Raw genomic sequence first — 19,094 nt, 5'->3', positions numbered from 1 at the left:
GTGAGTCTCTCCGATCACGCGGAACAGCTACGTCTGGTGGAACCCGGGCGTACCCCTTCGCATTCCCGCCGTGGTGCCACCGTAACCCTGGTCGCAGTCCGGGTGGGGCCTTTGTCCACATCGATTGTTGTCGGTCTTCGAGGGTGTCCGCAGATCGCACATGCATGTCGCATTTGCGTGACCGCCCGTAATGGGAGCGTTTCCAATGAGATCAACGCTCTGACCCGGTACGACGCGGTAACTTTGGCGTTGACTAGCGGGGATTCGACCTGCGGAGATCGCTTATTGGCCGATGATCGGTCACTCAAAGTAATGTAACAAAAAGATAAATGTGACCTCGGTCTCTGTGCCGCCGGGCGGGTGTGGGGCAGAATCTTGAGGCATCAGAGCGTGGGCGGCGGGTGCCGGGGAGGGCCCCGCCGCTCATTGCGTCCGGCCCCAGGTCGACCCGCCGGCACCGCACCTGTCGCTCATGCGTTGATCAACAATCGTCCCGGTGCCGTCGGTGTGAGATTTCGACGCCCGCCGCGCCCCGCGCCTGGCCTTAACCCTCGATAAGGCATGCTGTGCCGAACTCCGTCGCCTCCGTCGAAGGGGACCAGGATGCAGTTCGGCCGCTACTACGAGGAGTTCGAGGTCGGCGCGGTCTACCGGCACTGGCCGGGCAAGACGGTCACCGAGTACGACGACCACCTCTTCTGCCTGCTCACCATGAACCACCATCCGCTGCACATGGACGCGCACTACGCCGGGACGGCGAGTCAGTTCAAGCGCAACGTCGTGGTCGGCAACTACATCTACTCGCTCCTGCTCGGGATGTCGGTGCCGGACGTGAGTGGCAAGGCCATCGCCAACCTGGAGATCGAATCGCTGCGGCACGTCGCACCCACCTTCCACGGCGACACGATCTACGGCGAGACCACGGTGCTGGACAAGCGGGAGTCCGCGTCCAAGCCGGATCGGGGCGTGGTGGCGGTGGAGACCCGCGGCTACAACCAGGACGGCACGTTGGTCTGCGTCTTCCGGCGCAAGGTGATGGTCCCCAAGCAGGAGTACGCGGCGGCAGCCGTGCCTGACGGCGTCGACCTTGAGCGGCCCAGCTTCCCCGAGCCCCGCTGACCCGTACCAGGCACGCCAGGCGGCATGCGGTAGCCGCCACCGACGTCGTCGCGGGGCGCGCTGTGGCGGGTTATCCCCGGGATGGGTCCGGTCCCGGGTGCGGGCGCATATGCTGGCGCCGGAGGTTCCGCCATGAGCGAGCGAATCACCACCACCGCCACCGCCTATTCCGCCACGGAGTGGGACCTGCTCACGTTTCTGCCCGGGCAGGTGATCGTGGCGGCGGCCCAGCCCGCTCCCGGGCGTCCGCACCGGAGCGTGGCAGCGGGCCTGGCCGGGTTGGACGCGGTGGCGGCCGGCCGGGCCTTCGACAGTGATCTCGTCCGGGCGGTGGTGGCTGCGATCTACGCCCGGGACGACGGCACGTCCCCGCCAGCGGCCCAGCCCACCGATCTGGTGGACGTGCTAGCCGCCTGCCGGGCCGTGGTGCGGGTGCTCGATCGCCACACCGACCCGGCCGACTCGGCCGCCTACCGGCAGTGGGTGCAGTCGGTGGCCGCCCGCGTCTGTCGTACCGCCTCCTCGGCGGTCATCGGCGACGCGCTGGCTCCCGTCGACCGCCGTTTCCTCGACCGACTCGGCGACGCACTGGCGCTGCGCTGACCGGCGTGCCGCCCTCACGCCGACCGGCGCGCTGGCGCTGCGCGCGCACCCGTTGCGTGGTCGGGGCGCCGCGCGGCGGGCGTGAAGCCGGGCGGCGGTGGCCGGGCGGCGGATGGCGGTCGGGCGGTGCGGCGTAACCTGCGTGACCGTGACCGATGAGCAGCCCGACGTCGGCGTGGGGCCCTGGCCCGGGGAGCCGCCGGAGGATCCCCGCTACGACCCGGAGTTGCTCGCTGCGGGGGACCGGCGCAACGTGGTCGACCGCTATCGCTACTGGCGGCGCGAGGCGATCGTCGCCGACCTGGACCGGCGGCGGCACGGCTTTCACGTGGCGATCGAGAACTGGCAGCACGACCTCAACATCGGCACGGTGGTGCGCAACGCGAACGCCTTCCTCGCGGCCGAGGTGCACATCGTGGGCCGGCGCCGCTGGAACCGGCGCGGTGCCATGGTCACCGACCGCTACCAGCACGTACGCCATCACGAGACGATCGACCAGTTGGTCGCCTGGGCGGCGGAGAACGACCTACCGCTTGTCGGCATCGACAATCTGCCCGGCTGCCGACCATTGGAGACCACCACGCTGCCGCGGCGCTGTGTCCTGCTGTTCGGTCAGGAGGGTCCGGGGCTCTCCGCAGCGGCACATTCCGCCTGCGACCAGATCTTCTCCATCGCCCAGTACGGCTCGACCCGCTCGATCAACGCGGGCGTGGCGAGTGGAATCGCCATGCACGCATGGATCCGCACTCACGCCACCCCACCCCCCACCTGACCCCCACCCCCTTCCCCGGGCGATCATGAAGTTGTTGTCACGACACGCCGGCTGGGGGCGCAACAACTTCATGATCAGCCGGCGCTGGCCGGGGCCGGGTGGGGGGAAAGCGGCGGCTCGGCTTGACGGGGGGGCGTTACGGGGCGACGGTGGAGTGGTGACGGTTGCGGTGAGTTGTCCAAGATGCGGCGGGTCGGTCCGACCGCCGGACCTCATGCACGCGGAATCCCGTTGCCCTGACTGCGGGCCTGTCGCCCCGCTGCACGTGCCCGAGCACATCGGCGCGGAGATCGTGGCCAGCGTGGTCGGTCACATCCAGGCCGCCGCCCAGCCGCAGCAGCCGGCGGTTCCGCTGTGGTGCCCGTGGCCGCTGCCTCCGGGTTGGACCACCACCGGTGTGGCGTGGGCCGGTGACGACCGGCTCGGAGTGCGCGCCACAGCGGTCGCCTGCGCCGGGCCCGCACCGCTGGGCGGTGGGCCGGCGGACCTGGTCTTCGTGGCTGAGGAACCGGGCGTGGGCCTGGGCGCGCGATACGCCGGGGTGCCGGGCCCGGACGCCGGACCGGAGTTGGCGGAGGCGCTCACCGACCCCGGCCCGGGGCATCCCGGCCATGTCGGACGCGCCGGGATCAGGGTGGCTGGTCACCCGACTCCACTGTGGTTGGTGAACTCGCTGCCGGATCGAAGCGCGTACGCCGGCGAGGCTCGGGGAATGTGGCTCTATGCGATAGCCTGGCCGGCGAGTGCGGGGCATCTGCTCGCTGAGGACGTGCTGCTGCACGACCTTGTCGAGTGGACGCCGTCCGAGCTCGTGTATGGCGCACCATCTCCGTACCTGCACGGGAAGGCTTGACAAGTCTCCCGGAATGTCGGAGAACGGACGCAGATATTCACGGTAAGACACCACGCTGATACTCTGGGTGCCGCTGCGGTAATGGGACCCGGCGCCGCGCGAGAGGATGGCCCGCCATGGTCAAGAAGGTCCTCACCTGGGCCGGAATCGCATTCTTGATCTTTTTCGTCGCCTACCGGCCAAACTCTGCGGCGGATGTGTTCAAGTCGCTGGGTGGCGGCATCATGGACATCGCCCAGGGCTTCGGTGACTTCTTCACCTCACTGGTCGCCTAGCCTCCGATGGGAAGCCCCTCCGGCCCACCCTTCGATCCCGACGATCCCGACCGGGCCCGCCGGGAGCGTGACACAGAGCCGATCCCCCGCATCGATCCTGACGACGGGCCGGGTTACGGCTCCGGCGCCCGCCTCTCCGATGGTCCGTCGTTCTCCGACGACGCCGGCTACGGCGACGGTCCCGGGTACGCCGGCGAGGGTCGGTCGGGTCGGTCCTGGGTGCGTGATCCGGAGGCGGGTTATCTACGCCCGGAGATCTCCGAGGAGGAACTGGCCGGTCTGCGTGCCGACGCCAGCGGTGCCACCCCGCGCCGGGTGCTGCCGCTGGAGGACGAACCCAGCTCCCTTGTCGCCCGCTATCTGTTCCCGACCGAGCGTTACCGGGGCGAGTGGAAGCGGCACTGGGTCCACCTGGTCACTCCGATCATCATCGGCGTCGCCGCCACCTTCGTCCTCGGCTACCTCTCCGGCTTCCTCGCCGGTCAGGACGTCGGCGCGCTCACCACGATCGCGGTGCTGCTCTGGTTCGCGGTGATGGGCTGGGTGGCGTGGCGGGTCGCCGACTGGTGGTACGACCGGTTCATCCTGACCAACAAACGGGTCATGGTGGTCAACGGGATCATCACCCGTCGGGTGGCGATGATGCCCCTGGTCCGGGTGACGGACATGAAGTACGAACAGACGCCGGCGGGCAGGGCACTCAACTACGGCACCTTCGTGCTGGAGTCCGCCGGCCAGGAGCAGGCGCTACGTGAGGTCAAGAACCTGCCAAACCCCAACGAGCTCTATCTACGTGTCGTCGAGGAAATGTACGAGCCGCAGGCGGTCGAGGCCCGGCTGGGCAAGGAGCAGGACGAGGCCAAGGCCGACGACGGAGCCTGAAACTTTCGACCGAACATCGGAGATATTGCGCACCTTCCGTCCTCGACCTGCTGGTCACGCTCTGGCAGGCTGCGGCAGGATCAGGCACGGAGGTGGCGTGTGGCCAGCAGCAACCCGCTGGAAGAGGAGTTCCGCGACTTCGTCGCGGCCCGCTCCGGCGCTCTGCTGCGGACCGCGTACCTGCTCACCGGTGACTGGGGTACGGCGGAGGATCTTCTCCAGACCGCGCTGACCAAGACGTACCTGGCGTGGAAGCGACTGGGCGGGATCGAGGCGATCGAGCCGTACGCCCGCCGGGTCATGATCAACACCTCGACTAGCTGGTGGCGGCGTCGCTGGCACGGCGAGCGCCCGACCGAGGTACTTCCCGAACAGGCCGCGGCCGACGAGATCGAACGCCAGTTGGATCGGGACGTGCTCTGGCGGCACCTGCGCGCGTTGCCCGCTCGGCAGCGTGCGGTGTTGGTGCTGCGCTTCTACGAGGACATGTCGGAGGCGCAGACCGCCGCCCTGCTGGAGATCTCGCCGGGCACGGTGAAGAGCCAGACCTCCCGGGCGTTGGCCACGCTGAGACGGCGGATGGGCACCGAGGACGCCTTCGGTCTGCGCGACGGGAGGTCGGAGCCGACCGAGCCGCCGACCGGGAAGGTGGCGCCCGCCGGGCAGGCGGCCAACCGGACCGGGACCGGGCGTCCGCAGCCCGAGGGCACCGGACGGGTACTTCGACACCGGCCGGACGCAACTCCCACCGGCGGGATCGTCCCGGCCCAGGCAGCCGGTGGCGCGACGTCGTCCCGTGGCGCGGCTGCCTCGCTCGGTACGACCGCCTCGACAGGCAACGTCGACCGCGGCGACGCGAAGCCGGGACCCGAGTCGTCGGCGCAGCCGGGCGGCGCGCTGGTCGGAGAGCGACGGTGAAGCAGAAACCACCAGCTCATGACAACCAGAGCCGGTTCCCGGATCGTTCATTGGACGTGCCGCCCGACGAGCTGGAAGGTGCCCTGCGGGAGATGCTGTCCCGGCGGGCGGCTGTGCCACGCGCGGTCGCCGCTGATCCAGCCGGTGCAGCGATCCGGCGGGCGAACCGCGTCCAACGCCGCCGCACTGTGGCCGGGATGGGCCTGGCACTGGCGGCGATCGTGACGGTCAGCGCGGGCAGCCTGCAGCTGCGCGACGACCGGCCGCCGGAGGGCGGCACCGTGGTGATCGGCGACCCGGACCGGCCCCCGTTCGTCGAGCGCACCATTCCGCCACCGGGCCCGGACACCGCACCACCGCTCGCCGAGGTCGATCTGATCTTGGACGGGGCGATCGCCACCGCGCAGGGCCGACGGGTGCCGCTGCACGGCACCGGCGACGTGGAACGGGTACACCGACTCACCGACGGCCGTGGCTGGTTGGCGATCGGGGCGCCGAACCTGGCCGGGCGCGTGCTCTGGGCGATCGCCGCGGACGGCACCGCGCAGGTGCTGCTGGCCGGTGCCGACGAGATCGTTCTCGATGCGGACGGCCGGCAGGTCGCCTGGAAGCAGGGCACGGTGCTGGCCGCCGCCGGCATCGTCAACGGCGAACTCGCCACCACCGTACGGGCCGAGGTGCCGGACGAGGCGGTGCCGCTGCGGTTCGTCAACGGTGCCGTGCTGGTCAGGCTGACCACCGACGGCCCCGGGCACGCGCTGTGGCCGCTGCGGCCCGGCCCGCTGGACCAGGGCACCGACCGGGCGAGTACGCACATCTTCGGTGCCCTGCCCGACGGCCGCCTGGTCGGTGGGATCACTCCGGGTGCCGGGCGGTCCGCCTGTCTGACGCTGCTCGACCCGGCCCGGGGCCTCGCACCCGCCAGACCGGGCTGCGGGCCGGAGCTGGCCGGCGACAGCCGGGGCGCGGTGTCACCGGACGGGCGCTGGCTGCTGGTCAACGGACGCTCGGCAGGTGAGGACTCGGCGTTGCTTGTGGACCTGACGAAGCTCGACACGCCAACCGGCGTCCGGCCTGCCGGGCCGCCGATGACCGGCACCGTGGTCTGGCGTACGCCTGACACGGCCTACTACGCCGACGCTGCCGGTGGCCTGGTGCGGGTGGCCGTCGACCTGGTGGCCGCGGGCCGTCCCGCCGTGCCGAACGCCCTGCCCGGACTTCCCCCCGGTGAACTGCCGGTGGTGGTGAGCGGTGGCTGACCGGGCACCCGGTGACGGCGGCCGATGACCCACCGGATCGACCTGCACACGCATTCCACGGCCAGCGACGGCACGCTCACCCCCGCCGAGCTGGTCCGTGCCGCGGCGGCGGCCGGACTCGACGTGGTGGCGATCACCGACCACGACACCACCGACGGCTGGGGACCGGCGCTGCGCGCGCTACCGCCCGGGCTGCGGCTGGTCCGTGGCGCGGAGCTGTCCTGCCGGTGGGACGGAGACCAGCCCCCGGTGCCGCTGCACCTGCTGGCCTACCTCTTCGATCCGGCGCACCCGGAACTGGTCGCCGAGCTGACCCGGGTACGGGCAGCGCGGCTGGCCCGGGGCGAACGGATGGTAGCCCTGCTACGGGCCGACGGCATCGACGTGGACTGGCCACAGATCCTGGCCCTGGCCGGCGGTGGGACGGTGGGGCGACCGCACATCGCCCAGGCGCTCATCCGGGCCGGTCTGGTGGCCACCACCAGCGAGGCGTTCGGGCCGGAGTGGCTGGGGGAGCGGTACCGGCTGCCCAAGGACGACATCGACGTGTTCCGGGCCGTACGGCTGATCCGGGCGGCCGGCGGGGTGGCGGTGTTCGCTCATCCCCGGGCCAGTCGACGCGGCCGGATCGTGCCGGACGAGCTGATCGCCGAGCTGGCCGAGGCTGGGCTGGTCGGCCTGGAGGCCGACCACGAGGATCATTCGCCCGCCGAGCGGGCCCACGTACGCGGTCTCGCCGCCGAACTGGGTCTGCTGGTGACCGGCTCGTCCGACTTCCACGGCAGCCACAAGACGGTGCAACTGGGTGCCTTCACCACAGGCGTCGAGGCGTACGAACGGATCGTCGCCGCCTCCTCCGGGGTGACCGCCGTCGCTTCCGGCTGACCTGGGTTTCCCCGCCGACGGCCACGGCTACGGTGACCGGGTGGATCTCAAGCTCTTCGGCGAGGTCTTCGTGACCCTGCTGGTGATCGTCGACCCGCCCGGCATGATGCCGATCTTCCTGGCGCTCACCGGCCCGCTGTCCGCGCGGGAACGCAACCGGGCCGCCTGGCAGGCGGTCGCGTTGGCGCTGGGTGTCATCGTGATCTTCGCGGTGGCGGGTCAGACGCTGCTCGCCTACCTGCACGTCGACCTGCCGGCGTTGCAGGCGGCCGGTGGGCTGCTGCTGATCCTGGTCGCGCTGGAACTGCTCACCGGCAAGACCGACGACCCGACCAAGCAGGCCACCGCCAACATCGCCCTGGTGCCGCTGGGCACCCCGCTGCTGGCCGGGCCGGGCGCGATCGTGGCGACGATGCTCTTCGTCCAGCGGGCCGACGGGGCGGCCGACTTCTCCGCGATCGCCGCCGCCATCGTCGCGGTGATGCTCACCGTCTGGATCGTGCTGCGATTCTCCGGAGGCATCGTGAAGGTCCTGCGTCCGGGTGGGATCGAGGTGCTCACCCGGATCGCCGGCCTGCTGCTCGCGGCCATCGCAGTACAGCTCATCGCGGACGCGATAGCGGCGTTCGTGGCGCAGTACAACGGCGCCGGCTGACCGGCTCGTCCGGTCTGTCGGAGGTGGATGGCAGGATCAGGTCGTGCGACGAGCCTCCCCAGCCGGACGACCCGCCGCCGGTGGCCGCCCGCCCCGGCCCCGCGACGCGCAGCCCGAGCAGCTCGGCTTCGAGGGCATGCCGGAGCGACTGTTCGTCTGCACACCGAGTCGACTCGGTGCTTACGCGGACTGTCCACGGCGTTACCGCTACTCCTACGTCGACCGTCCGGCCCCGCCGAAGGGCCCACCCTGGGCGCACAATTCGCTCGGCGCCAGCGTGCACACCGCCCTGAAGAACTGGTATGCGCTGCCGGCCGACAGGCGTCGCCCGGAGGTGCTGCCCACCCTGCTCAAGGGCACCTGGGTACGCGAGGGCTACCGCGACGACGAGCAGGAGCGTGACGCCTACCGGCGGGCGCTGGGCTGGCTGGAAGCGTACGTGGGCGGGCTCGACCCGGCCGACGAGCCGGTCGGGGTGGAGCGGGTGGTGGCGGTGAAGACCGGGGTGCTGGCCTTCAACGGTCGCGCCGACCGGATCGACTCGCGGCCCGGCCCGAGCGGTCCCGAGCTGGTCATCGTCGACTACAAGACCGGCCGTGCCGGGCTGGACGGCGACGACGCGCGCGGGTCGCAGGCGTTGGCGCTCTACGCGTACGCGGCGGAGCGGGTGTTCCGCCGACCGTGTCGCCGGGTCGAGTTGCACCACCTGCCGAGCGGCACCGTCGCGGCGCACGAGCACAGCGTCGATTCACTGGCGCGGCAGGTGACCCGGGCCGAGGAGACAGCCCGCGACATCATGGCCGCCGAACGGTCGGTCACCGACGGCGCTGATCCGGACGACGCCTTTCCGACCGCCCCCGGCCCCCGCTGCGCCTGGTGTGACTACCGGCGCAGCTGCCCGGCGGGCGCCGCGGCACCGGGCAAGGAACCGTGGGCCGCAGTGGAACGCTTCACCGCGCCGGCAGCCGACGAGGATTGACCCGAGCCGTTTACCGGTGCCCTGCCGGTGATGCACCTAACCCGCGACGCCACTCGGCGGGCCGGCCCCGCGAACGCGCCGACGCCGTGATCAGGAAGCGGTGGCGGAGGCGGTGAGTCGGGCCGCACGTTCCTTGGCGGCGCGCTGCATGGGACCTTCCCGCCAATCACGCGGCAGGGCGGTGAGGGCGAGCCGCAGCGCGCGGACCGTCACGTCGGCCGACAGCGCGGTGGTCGGCAGACCGAGCCCGCCGTAGAGCCGCCGCGCCCATGGCGGCAGCAGGGCGAGCGCGGTCCCGGCGACACCCAGGTACGCCCACCGGGGCGGGCCGAGGTTCAGCCCGATCCGGGCCGGCAGGCTGAGTTTCCACGGCAGCGGCGGTGCGGTCAGGAACAGAGCCGTCTCGGCGGCCTCCCGGGTCATCCGTAGCTCGGGTCGGATCCGCTGGTAGTACTCGGCCACCTCGGCGGCGGTGCCGGGCACGGTCTCCGGAGCCAGGCCGACGAGGGCGGCGGTGCGCCGTTGCTCGGTGTAGTAGCGATCCACCTCGTCGGCATCCAGCGGTACGCCGGCCCGCCTCGCGGTGTCGAGGAACGATTCCACTTCGGTGACGTGTACCCAGCGAAGCAGGTCGGGTTCGTCGATCCGGAACCGCTCGCCGGTGGTCGGGTCGACAGCTGCCATCCGGGCGTGCAGTCGACGGAGCCGCCGACCGGCCCGCTCCGCCTCGTCGGTGGTCCCGTAGACGGTGGTCCCCACATAGTCGGCGGTGCGGATCAGACGCCCCCAGGCGTCCTTGCGGTAGTTGCTGTTCTGCGCGACCCCGGCCATCGCCCGTGGATGCAACGCCTGGAGATAGAGCGAACGCAGACCGGCGACGAACAGGATCGGCTCCTGGTGCAGCTTCCAGGTGACCGAACCGGGACCGAACAGGCCGACGTCGACGGTATCCACCCGTCAAGGGTGCCACGCCTGCCGGCGTGAACCCGGGCGGTCGGGGCTGCGTATGGAGCAACAGGGCGTTGGGTGGATCAAACATCGACCCGTACGCTGACACCCACGATCACCTTCGGAGGTGCCGATGTTCGAGAAGGCGCTGGGCCTGCCCCTACACGTACTGGTCGTGCACGCCGTCGTGGTGTTCGTGCCGCTGCTGGTGCTGCTCGCCCTCGCGTACATCGCGTTGCCCCGGTTCCGTGCTCGGCTGGACTGGGCGGTGGCGTTGCTCGCGGTGGTCGCCCCGATCACCGCGTGGGTTGCCAAGAAGTCCGGCGAGGCGCTGGAGGCCCGGCAGATCGAACGGGGCTTCTCCGGCGAGATCCTCGACAAGATCAACGATCATGCGGCGCACGGCGAGATGCTGTTCCGCGTCACGTTGGCGCTCGGCCTGGTGGTCATCCTGCTGCTGGTCGCCACCAGCAACCACCCCCGGGTGCCGAAGCTGCCCGGTTGGGTGCCTGTGGTGCTGTCGATCGTGGTGCTGGGGTTGGGCGTCGCCGCCCTCGTCTACGTCTGGCTCACCGGTCACTCCGGCTCCGAGATGGTCTGGGGCAACACCTACGAATAGGCGGACCCGGTCGGGCCGGGCGTCGGCTCAGAACAACAGCCGGGTGCAGAGCAGACAGGTCAGCACCACGAGCACGGCGCCGGCGATCGCGCCGATGGCCCAGGTCACCCGCTGCGCCCGCTGCTCCTGCGCGTCCAACGCGATCATGTCCTGGCCCGGCAGTTGCCGGGGCGGTGCCGGTTGCAGGTGCACAGGTGGCCGCCAGCCGGGCGGCGGCGCCGTGGTGGGTGGCGGCCCGCTGTAGCCGCCCACGTCGCCTGAGGGTCCCGCCACGTCGGAGGCTGCGTCCGGTACGGATGAGCCTGGTGACGAAGGCTGACTGGCGTCGGCCGGTGCCGGGGTGCGCTCCGCCGGCGGGCCGGAGGGGGATCCTTCGCCGGAGTCGGGCCGGCGCCACGGATCGTCTGGGTCCGGACCGGTTCGGGGGATCGTCACGCCGTCCGACGCTACCAATCACCCCATCACCGCACCGTCAGGCCGCGCCCGACCGGTCATGATCCGGACAACTTCGGGGATAGTGCTGCCTCGCGCGAACGAGACCCAGCACTATCCCCGAAGTTGCCAGGATCTTGAGTGCCGTGGCTGCGCTAGTCTTGCCGCTCGTGAGCACTCGCGAACCCGATGGCCGGGCCGATGACGATCGCGCGGTCGAGTTGACCGACGACTTCGTGGTGCTGCCGGAGCAGACCGCCGACGACACCGACCACGGGTGGGGCGAGCGGGCCGGCGGCAACGACGACTGGTTGCTCGCCGAGCGCCCGCCGCACTGGGGCTGACCGTCCGTGTTGCCGGGAGACCGGCCGGACAGTTCCGGTACGGGTGTCGGTCAGGCGGGGCTGGTCGAGGCCGCCGCCTTGCTCGCGCCGCCGGAGGAGCCTCCGGAAGACCCGTTGCCCGAGCCGGACGAGGCGGAACCGGACGAGGCGGAGCCGGACGATGAGGAACCGGACGACGAGGAGTTCGCGCCGGTCGAGCTGGAGGATGACGACTCCGACTTGCCGCTGGACCCGTTGGACGTGGTGTCCGAGCCGGAGGAGCGGGAGTCGGTGCGGTAGAAGCCCGAGCCCTTGAAGACGATGCCTACCGAGTTGAACAGCTTCCGCAGTCGTCCCTCGCACGCCGGGCAGTCGGTCAGCGGCTCGTCAGAGAAGGACTGCACCGCCTCGAGCTGGTGACCGCACGCGGTGCAGGCGTACTGGTACGTGGGCACGTTCTCCTCCGGATCTGGCACGGCCGGTTGGCACTCGACGTATTCGAGTGCCAATGGTGCGTCATTGCCCCCCGGTTCGTCCAGCGGAAGTGTGGGGCACGACACCTGGGAGGGTCACCAGGCCGTGGGTCGGGGTCACCACCGCCCGTACCGGCTGGTCGTGCGGTTCGCCGGGCAGCTCGTCCAGCAGCTCGCCGTCGTGCAACGGCACCACCGTGAGCACGGTCGCCGGCACCCGGGCCAGGGCCCGATCGTACGATCCACCGCCGCGACCCAGACGGACGCCCCGCTTGTCCACCGCCAGTGCCGGCACCACCACCAGATCGGCGGTGGCCACCGCGGTGACCCCCAGCCGGGGCCCGGCCGGCTCGCGGATGCCCCGTCCGGCGGCGACCATCGCCTGCGACCGGTCCCAGGCCGCCCAGTCCAGGTCGAGGTCGTCGCGGAGCACCGGCAGCAGCAGGTCCGCGCCGGGGGGCAGCGCGTCGGCGAGCACCGCCGGCAGGTCCGGGCCGCCCGGTTCCCCACCGACCGGGGCGTACGCGGCCACCCGGCCGGGCCGCAGCCGGCGTACCAGGGCGGTCAGCTCGGTCTGCACGCGGGCCGCTGCGGCGGCGCGCTCAGCTTCGGTGCGGGCGCGGCGGCGGGCGAGCAGCCCGACCCGGGCGATGCGCTTCGCGTCATGCGCCACTTCCGCTCCTTCAGCAAATTCCGGCACGCAACACTCCTCACGCAACGCTCGTCAAGCCGTCGCTCTGTGTCAGCATCGCAGGCAACTGTCGCGCAACTTCCGGGGGGAAGGGGAAGCGTTGACGCTACGCGGGCGGTTGACCGCAGCCTTCCTGGCGGTGGCGTTCGGCCCGGTCCTGCTCGGTGCCGTCTTCGTCGCCGCCACGGTGGCCGCGGTCGACCGCAGCCGTGCCACCGAGCGACTGGCGGTGGCCGCCACCGCCGTCCGTACCTCGGTCGACGCCCTCTGCCAGCAACTGCGCGCCGCCGCCGACGCGGTAGCCGTCACCACCGACCACGCCGGGACCGCCGCGCAGGTGGTCAGTCGGGGTCTGGCCAGCGCCGTGCTCGTCACCGACGAGGCCGGTCGGGTCAGCTACGCCACCCCGGACCCGCCCCCGGCACCGTGGCGGGACTGCGCGGCGCCGGAGCCGCCCGGCGGAGCGGTGAGTGCCCTCGTGGTGCGGGTGCAGCTACGCGACGCCGCCGGCTCGGCACTGGGTGCTGTCGCCGCCGCCCAGCCGGTCGACCCCGCCTTCGTCGGGCGGTTGGCCGCGGTGACCGGGGTCGCGGTGACCCTGCTCGACGGGGCCGCGCCCGTCCAGGTGGCCCACACCACCGAATCCGGCAACGGCCGTGACGCGGTGCTTGCCGCCGCCGCCTCCCTACGGGGCGAACGCGTCACCGGCACGACCGACGGACGGTACGTGCGTCGCGCCGGCCCGACCGCCGGGCAGCCGTTGCCCCTGGTGTTGTCGGTGCCCAGTGACCAGCCGCCCGGTCTGCACGCGGTGCTGGTCGCCGTGGTGCTGCTGGCCGCACTGCTCGGCGTGGCGGTCGCCTGGCGGCTGGCCCGGGTGACCACCCGGCCCCTTGTGGAACTGGCCGGTGCGGCGGACCGGGTCGCCACCGGCGATCTCACCACTCGGGTACCGGTACGCAGCAACGACGAGATCGGTCGGCTGGCCGTCGCCTTCAACCGGATGACCCGCGAGACGGGCGGCTACCTGACGGCGCTGGCCAGCAGCCGTGATCAGCTTCGCGGGCACCTCGCCGTCCTCGGCGACACCCTGGCCAGCACCCACGACCTGCCCCGGATCCTGTGGGTGATCCTGCACAGCGCGCTCGCCGCGACCGGGGCCCGGGCCGGGGCCGTGCTCCTCACCGAGCAGGGTGAGCAGCTCGTCGCCAGGTGCAGTGTCGGGCTCGACGACCGCTGGGTGGGCACCGGGCCGCTGCGGGTGCCACTGGGCAGCGGGGTGGTCGGCGCGGTCGCGGCGACCGGTCAGCCCCGCCGAGGTCGGGTGGAGCCGACGGGCGTCGCCTCGGACGAGCCGCGCTGCCGCACGTACATCGCGGTGCCGTTCGCGGCCCCCGACGCGACTGGCGGCGACGCGCCGGGCGTGGCCTCGGCGGCTGTCGCTCCGGGCCGACCGGCGGAGGTGGTGCTGGGCGTCCTGGCCCTCTACGACCGTCTCGGCGGGGAGGAGTTCGACGACGACGACCTGGCCACCCTGCGCACCTTCGCCCGGCACGCGGCGGTGGCAGTGGACAACGTACGGGTGCACGAGGAGGCGCAACGGCTGTCGCTCACCGACCCACTGACCGGGCTGTGGAACTACCGGTACCTGCGCGAGTCGCTGCGCCGCGAGGTGGAGCGGGCCAGCCGGTTCGGCCGGATGGTGAGCGTTCTCGCCCTCGACCTGGACCGCTTCAAGAGAGTCAACGACACGTACGGGCACGCGGCAGGTGACACAGTGCTCGCCGAGTTCGCTCGGCGGGTACGTGGCGAGATCCGGGAGGTGGACCTGGCCTTCCGCCGGGGCGGTGAGGAGTTCGTGGTGCTGCTGCCGGAGACCGACGCCCATGGCGCGACGATCGTCGCCGAGCGGCTCGGCGCGGCTGTCCGCGACAGCCCGGTCACGGTGGTGGGGCACGCCGGTGTCCGGGAACTGGTCCCGGTGACCGTGTCCATCGGCATCGCCGTCTTCCCGGACCACGCCGACACCGGGCCGCAGGTGTTGGCGGCGGCGGACGAGGCGCTCTACGCCGCGAAGACGGCGAGTCGGGACACCTGGCGACTGGCCCCGCCCCGGGAAACCTCGCCGACCCGTGAGGTTCCGGTGCCACCGGCGGCCCGCAGTCCCGCCGACGGACTGCCCCGGGCCGGACCTGACGGGCCGGCCGTCGGCGTCCCACCGGCTGGCCCGGAAGCCGCTCCAGGCGTACCGACCACAGGTGAGGCGGCAGCTGGATCCGGCACCGTCGGCACCGGCAGAACCGGTCCGGCGGGCGGCGCGTCTTCTGGTCCTCACCCGCCGCGGCGTGGCCATGGCCGATAGTCTCGCGACATGTCGGAGCACTCAGCGCACCCCTCAACGGCCGCCGCCACCGGCCGTCCCCGTGCCGTCAAGGCCGTCATCCCGGCCGCCGGACTGGCCACCCGGTTCCTGCCGGCCACCAAGGCAGTGCCCAAGGAACTGCTGCCGGTCGTCGACCGGCCGGTGTTGCAGTACATCGTCGAGGAAGCCGCCCAGGCCGGCATCGGCGACGTGCTGCTGATCACCGGCCGGGGCAAGACGTCGATGGTGGACCACTTCGACCGTCGCCCCGACCTGGAGGAACGGCTCGCGGAGAAACCGGACCTGCTGGCCGCCGTCAAGCGGACCGAGGAACTGGCGTCCATCTACACCTGCCGCCAGCCGGAGCAACTGGGTCTCGGGCACGCCGTCGGGTACGCGGAGTCCCACGTCGGCGACGCGCCCTTCGCGGTGCTGCTCGGCGACGAGTTCGTCAACCTCAGCGAGCCGCTGCTACCGGCCATGCTGGAGCTTCAGGCGCGTACGGGTGGGGTGGTGCTCGCCTTCTTCGAGGTCGACCCGGCGGAGACGAAGCGGTACGGGATCGCCTCCGTCGAGCCGGCCGAATCCGAGCTGACCGACATCGGCGAGGTCGTGAAGGTGACAGGCATGGTGGAGAAGCCGAAGCCGGAGGAGGCACCGAGCAACCTCGCCGTGCTCGGCCGGTACGTGCTGCCCGGCAAGATCTTCGACGCCATCCGCCGGACGAAGCCGGGCAGCGGCGGGGAGATCCAGCTGACCGACGCGATGGAGATCCTGCGTACCGAGGGCACGCCTGTGCACGCGATCGTCTACCGCGGCATCCGCTACGACACCGGAATGCCCCTGGGCTACCTGCAGACCGTGGTCCAGATCGCCGCCGACCGTGAGGACCTGGGCGGCGAGTTCCGCAAGTGGCTCGCCGAGTTCGTCAACTCCGACGCGTCGGGCGGTCCGAATACATGACCACGACGGCCGACGCCGAGGCGGCCGAAAACGGGTTGACGCCGCTCGCCGACTACCTGGGCAGCGTGCTGCGCAGGTTGCGCGCGCTGCCTCCGCTCGACCTCGACCTCACCCAGGCGTACGGCAACGTCCTCGCCGAGGACGTCGTCGCCCCGCACTCGTTCCCGGCCTTCGACCAGGCGGCCGTGGACGGGTACGCCGCGCGCTGGGAGGACATCTCGGGCGGAGGCCGGGGCGTGGGGTACGTCCCGGTCCAGTCCAGCCGGCCGGGCGGTCGCACGGTACGGCTCAACGTCGTAGGTGATCTCGGTGCGGCGAGTTGGCGGCCGGTCCGGCTCACTCCGGGCTCGTGTTTCTCGGTGGCGGCCGGCGCGCCCCTGCCGATCGGCGCTGACGTGGTCGTTCCGGTCGAGTGGACCGACCAGGGCATGGCGGCGGTGGAGATCTTCCGGGTGCCGAAGCGGGGGTACGGCGTCCGTCGCACGGGCGAGGAGGTGACCGCCGGTGCACTGCTCGCCCACTCCGGCACGTACGTCTCGCCAGCGCTGGTGGCGGTGCTCGCCGCGACCGGCATCGGCCACGTGGTGGTGCGACCGAGCCCCCGGGTGGTGATCGTGGCCACCGGTGACGAACTCGTCGACGTGGGCCGGGGCAGCCAGCCCGGCCAGGTCGTCGACGCGAACTCACACGCCCTGACGGCCGCGGCGGCGGAAGCGGGGGCGTTGGCCTACCGGGTGGGCATCTGTGACGACGACCCGGAAGGGCTGCGCGGGCTGCTGGAGGACCAGACCCTGCGCGCCGACCTGATCATCACGACCGGTGGTACCGGCACCGGGCCGGGCGACATGGTCCGCCGGATCCTGTCCCGCCGGGAGGGCAGCCGGGCCGGTCCGGTCACCTTCACCGATGTGGCGCTCTATCCGGGTACCGCCCTCGGTTTCGGCACTGTCGGCGCCGAGGAGGTGCCGGTGGTCTGCCTGCCCGGCGACCCGGGAGCCGCGATGATCGGCTTCGAGGTGCTGGCTCGACCGGCGATCAACCTGTTGGCCGGGGCGGAGCCGGTGTTCCGGCCCAGCGTACGGGCGCACCTGCTGGAGACCGTCTCGTCACCTGTCGGGCTGCGTGAGTTCCGGCCCGCACACGTCGCCGAGCGGCGTGGCGGGGGTTACACTGTTCAGCCGCTCAACGGCGGCCCGTTCACGCTCTCCGGTCTGGCGGAGGCGAACGGACTTCTCGTTCTCGGCGAGCGGGTGACCGCCGCCGCCGCCGGCTCCACCGTCGACGTGTTGCTGCTGGACCGCCGCCGGTGACCCACCGGTGACGCGCGGGAGTGGAGGTTCGGTGTTCCGACGGGCGCCTGGCTGGCCGGCGGTGCTCTCCGACGGCCCGGTGCTGCTGCGGCCGTACCGGCGGTCGGACGCGGCGGCCTGGTCGCAGGTGCGCCGGGCCAACCGGGAGTGGCTGGCCCCCTGGGAGTCGTCCGTACCGGGTGACTGGGACGAGCTGAACTCGCCAGCCACCTTCCGCTGGGTCTACCGCGACCAGCGGCGCTCGGCGCGTACCGGCGAGGGAATGCCGTTCGCGGTCTGCCTGCACGAGAACGGTGCGGAGCGGCTCGTCGGCCACATCAACGTGGGCAACATCGTGCGCCGGGCCTTCTGCTCCGGGTACGTCGGCTACTGGGTGGACCGGCGGGTCGCCGGCCGGGGTGTCATCCCGACCGCGCTGGCGCTGGCCGTCGACCACGCCTTCAACTCCGGCGGTCTGCACCGGATCGAGGTCAACATCCGCCCCGAGAACCTGCCGTCCCGCCGGGTGGTGGAGAAGCTGGGCTTCCGCGAGGAGGCGTACCACGCGCGCTACATGCACATCGACGGTGCCTGGCGCGACCACATCGGGTACGCGATGACCAGCGAGGAGATCGCCGCCGAGGGTGGCCTGCTGGCTCGTTGGCACCGGCTGCGCGCCCGTACCCCGTGAGCCGTCCCACGTGCGGGATCGGCGCGGCGCGGCGGATCCCGCGACGGTGACCCGTAACCTCAGGTAACTGCAAGCTGCGGCAGGCGCTGCCCGCCCCGCATGATTCACGTCGCCGACGCCGATCGGTGGAAGATCCTGCGGCCGGTCGGCGCTTGCACCGAATCTGGTGACGGGAGGGGTGAGGGTGCCGACCTCGGTGCTCCTCGCCGTCCTCGCCGCCGCCGGGCTGCTCGCCCTCGCTCCGGCGCTGGTTCGCCGGTACGACGCCGCCGAGCGGCTGGTGGCGGAGCGGGCGCAGTCGACGGCGCGGGTGCTCCAGCGCCGTCGACGCCGTCGCACTGTCCCGGGGCGGCGACCGGTAAACCCCTCCCGCGCCCTGGTGATCACCCTCAGCGAGGACCGCGACTCGGGGGAACTCGCCACCCCGGTCTCCGGCCCGCCCGCCCTGCGCCGCTCGGTCCCGCCCGCGCCTCGCCGGGCAGCCGACGCAGCCGGGGCACCGTTACCAGGTGAGCCGGGCTCGGACTCCTCCCGCGCGTCGGGTGCGCGCCGCTCCGGACGGCCGAGCCGGCTGCGCGCCGTACCGGTGGGCGGGAGCCGACCCCGCCGCCGCCCCGACCGGCGGCACCACCACACCCCCGCCATCTACCGCCGCCGTCGAGTGCTCGCCGCGCTGGTGCTGCTCAACGCCGTCGAGCTGATCGGCGTGCTGGTCGTGGGCCCCGGATTCTGGATCAGCTTCGGCGTCACCGCCACCCTGCTGATCGTGTACGTCGTACACCTGCGCGCCCGCGCGTTGGCCGATCGCCGGCGGCGCCGGGCCCGGGCTCGGGAGGCCGCGTGGCTGGCCGCCCGCCAGGCCGAGGTACGCCGGGAGCAGGCCCGCCGGGCGGCGGCCCGCCGGGAGGCGCAGCGCCGCCTGGCGGCTCAGCGGGAGTCCGTCCGACGCAGCGCGATGGGCCTGGACCGCCCCGCCGACCTGCCGCAGGCTGCCAACGGCGGCTCGGTCTCCTACCGCCGCACCGGCGGCCTACGCGGCCGCCCCTACGAAACCGGCCCTGGCTCCCACACCGCCTGACCCACCCGACGTCGGGTGGGCGAGG

The 19,094-nt window shown here is 72.1% G+C and carries 21 protein-coding genes and 2 pseudogenes; 20 read left to right on the top strand and 3 right to left on the bottom strand.

Annotated elements, in window-relative coordinates:
* Nucleotides 1–603: 603 nt before the first annotated feature.
* The 11 genes from Van01_RS11030 (at nt 604) to Van01_RS10980 (ending at nt 9,200) form a co-directional block, all read left to right on the top strand.
* Entirely contained in the window at nt 604–1,119 is a 516-nt protein-coding gene (locus Van01_RS11030) for a MaoC family dehydratase (RefSeq protein ID WP_204005375.1), read from the top strand.
* A gap of 132 nt (nt 1,120–1,251) precedes the next feature.
* Nucleotides 1,252–1,722: a hypothetical protein gene (locus Van01_RS11025; protein WP_204005373.1), complete on the top strand. Its 471-nt coding sequence runs from the start codon at nt 1,252–1,254 to the stop codon at nt 1,720–1,722.
* A gap of 148 nt (nt 1,723–1,870) precedes the next feature.
* A complete protein-coding gene (locus Van01_RS11020) occupies nt 1,871–2,494 on the top strand; it encodes a TrmH family RNA methyltransferase (RefSeq protein ID WP_204005371.1) in 624 nt (207 codons plus the stop codon).
* Nucleotides 2,495–2,648: 154 nt separating this feature from the next.
* Nucleotides 2,649–3,347 carry a DUF6758 family protein gene (locus Van01_RS11015; protein WP_373306236.1) on the top strand — a complete coding sequence of 233 codons (699 nt, stop codon included), beginning with the start codon at nt 2,649–2,651 and terminating at the stop codon, nt 3,345–3,347.
* A gap of 116 nt (nt 3,348–3,463) precedes the next feature.
* Complete coding sequence (locus tag Van01_RS11010) at nt 3,464–3,622, top strand: hypothetical protein (protein ID WP_007455302.1); 159 nt, start codon at nt 3,464–3,466, stop codon at nt 3,620–3,622.
* Between the two features lie 6 nt (nt 3,623–3,628).
* Nucleotides 3,629–4,504: a PH domain-containing protein gene (locus Van01_RS11005; protein ID WP_204005367.1), complete on the top strand. Its 876-nt coding sequence runs from the start codon at nt 3,629–3,631 to the stop codon at nt 4,502–4,504.
* 99 nt (nt 4,505–4,603) lie between these two features.
* Nucleotides 4,604–5,422 carry a SigE family RNA polymerase sigma factor gene (locus Van01_RS11000; protein WP_204005365.1) on the top strand — a complete coding sequence of 273 codons (819 nt, stop codon included), beginning with the start codon at nt 4,604–4,606 and terminating at the stop codon, nt 5,420–5,422.
* Complete coding sequence (locus Van01_RS10995) at nt 5,419–6,681, top strand: hypothetical protein (RefSeq protein ID WP_204005363.1); 1,263 nt, start codon at nt 5,419–5,421, stop codon at nt 6,679–6,681. Before Van01_RS11000 ends, Van01_RS10995 begins: the two co-directional genes overlap by 4 nt.
* A 24-nt stretch (nt 6,682–6,705) precedes the next feature.
* A complete protein-coding gene (locus Van01_RS10990; RefSeq protein ID WP_204005361.1) occupies nt 6,706–7,566 on the top strand; it encodes a PHP domain-containing protein in 861 nt (286 codons plus the stop codon).
* Nucleotides 7,567–7,606: 40 nt separating this feature from the next.
* The gene (locus tag Van01_RS10985; protein WP_099847656.1) at nt 7,607–8,221 is read left to right on the top strand and encodes a MarC family protein; all 615 of its coding nucleotides are present in this window, start codon (nt 7,607–7,609) and stop codon (nt 8,219–8,221) included.
* A 136-nt stretch (nt 8,222–8,357) separates the two neighbouring features.
* The gene (locus Van01_RS10980) at nt 8,358–9,200 is read left to right on the top strand and encodes a RecB family exonuclease (protein WP_373306235.1); all 843 of its coding nucleotides are present in this window, start codon (nt 8,358–8,360) and stop codon (nt 9,198–9,200) included.
* Between the two features lie 90 nt (nt 9,201–9,290).
* Here Van01_RS10980 and Van01_RS10975 read toward each other — a convergent pair whose 3' ends face one another.
* Complete coding sequence (locus Van01_RS10975) at nt 9,291–10,154, bottom strand: oxygenase MpaB family protein (RefSeq protein ID WP_204005357.1); 864 nt, start codon at nt 10,152–10,154, stop codon at nt 9,291–9,293.
* Nucleotides 10,155–10,281: 127 nt separating this feature from the next.
* On the opposite strand from Van01_RS10975, the gene Van01_RS10970 reads away from it, so the two are divergent.
* On the top strand, nt 10,282–10,767 hold the full coding sequence (locus Van01_RS10970; protein WP_204005355.1) for a DUF2231 domain-containing protein: 486 nt from the start codon (nt 10,282–10,284) through the stop codon (nt 10,765–10,767).
* A gap of 27 nt (nt 10,768–10,794) precedes the next feature.
* On the opposite strand, the gene Van01_RS33625 is transcribed toward Van01_RS10970, so the two are convergent.
* Nucleotides 10,795–11,040: a hypothetical protein gene (locus tag Van01_RS33625; RefSeq protein WP_308442377.1), complete on the bottom strand. Its 246-nt coding sequence runs from the start codon at nt 11,038–11,040 to the stop codon at nt 10,795–10,797.
* 329 nt (nt 11,041–11,369) lie between these two features.
* Here Van01_RS33625 and Van01_RS10960 point away from each other — a divergent pair, with 329 nt between their 5' ends.
* Both Van01_RS10960 and Van01_RS32960 read left to right on the top strand, forming a co-directional pair.
* Entirely contained in the window at nt 11,370–11,543 is a 174-nt protein-coding gene (locus Van01_RS10960; protein ID WP_373306233.1) for a hypothetical protein, read from the top strand.
* Nucleotides 11,544–11,549: 6 nt separating this feature from the next.
* Nucleotides 11,550–11,822 (top strand): hypothetical protein, encoded by a 273-nt coding sequence (locus tag Van01_RS32960; RefSeq protein WP_239098999.1) that lies wholly within the window; start codon nt 11,550–11,552, stop codon nt 11,820–11,822.
* Nucleotides 11,823–12,038: 216 nt separating this feature from the next.
* Here Van01_RS32960 and Van01_RS10950 read toward each other — a convergent pair whose 3' ends face one another.
* Complete coding sequence (locus Van01_RS10950; protein WP_204005350.1) at nt 12,039–12,695, bottom strand: 5-formyltetrahydrofolate cyclo-ligase; 657 nt, start codon at nt 12,693–12,695, stop codon at nt 12,039–12,041.
* A 91-nt stretch (nt 12,696–12,786) separates the two neighbouring features.
* Between Van01_RS10950 and Van01_RS10945 the strand changes: the two genes are divergently transcribed.
* The 6 genes and pseudogenes from Van01_RS10945 to Van01_RS33755 all read left to right on the top strand — a co-directional run.
* Nucleotides 12,787–15,048 carry a GGDEF domain-containing protein gene (locus Van01_RS10945; protein WP_204005347.1) on the top strand — a complete coding sequence of 754 codons (2,262 nt, stop codon included), beginning with the start codon at nt 12,787–12,789 and terminating at the stop codon, nt 15,046–15,048.
* Nucleotides 15,049–15,057: 9 nt separating this feature from the next.
* The gene (locus Van01_RS10940) at nt 15,058–16,011 is read left to right on the top strand and encodes a UTP--glucose-1-phosphate uridylyltransferase (protein WP_204005339.1); all 954 of its coding nucleotides are present in this window, start codon (nt 15,058–15,060) and stop codon (nt 16,009–16,011) included.
* Nucleotides 16,008–17,321, top strand: a complete 1,314-nt coding sequence (locus Van01_RS10935; protein ID WP_204005337.1) for a molybdopterin molybdotransferase MoeA — start codon at nt 16,008–16,010, stop codon at nt 17,319–17,321. Before Van01_RS10940 ends, Van01_RS10935 begins: the two co-directional genes overlap by 4 nt.
* A 61-nt stretch (nt 17,322–17,382) precedes the next feature.
* Entirely contained in the window at nt 17,383–17,991 is a 609-nt protein-coding gene (locus Van01_RS10930) for a GNAT family N-acetyltransferase (RefSeq protein WP_204005456.1), read from the top strand.
* 178 nt (nt 17,992–18,169) lie between these two features.
* Nucleotides 18,170–18,430 (top strand): annotated as a pseudogene (locus Van01_RS33760) (divisome protein SepX/GlpR); the annotation flags it as partial.
* 96 nt (nt 18,431–18,526) lie between these two features.
* A pseudogene (locus Van01_RS33755) lies at nt 18,527–19,069 on the top strand (divisome protein SepX/GlpR); the annotation flags it as partial.
* Nucleotides 19,070–19,094 lie beyond the last annotated feature (25 nt).

Origin of the sequence: Micromonospora andamanensis (assembly GCF_016863495.1) — a bacterium.
GTDB lineage: Bacteria > Actinomycetota > Actinomycetes > Mycobacteriales > Micromonosporaceae > Micromonospora > Micromonospora andamanensis.
The sequence above is the reverse complement of the archived record's forward strand: the minus strand, read 5'-3'. Positions and strand labels throughout refer to the sequence as shown.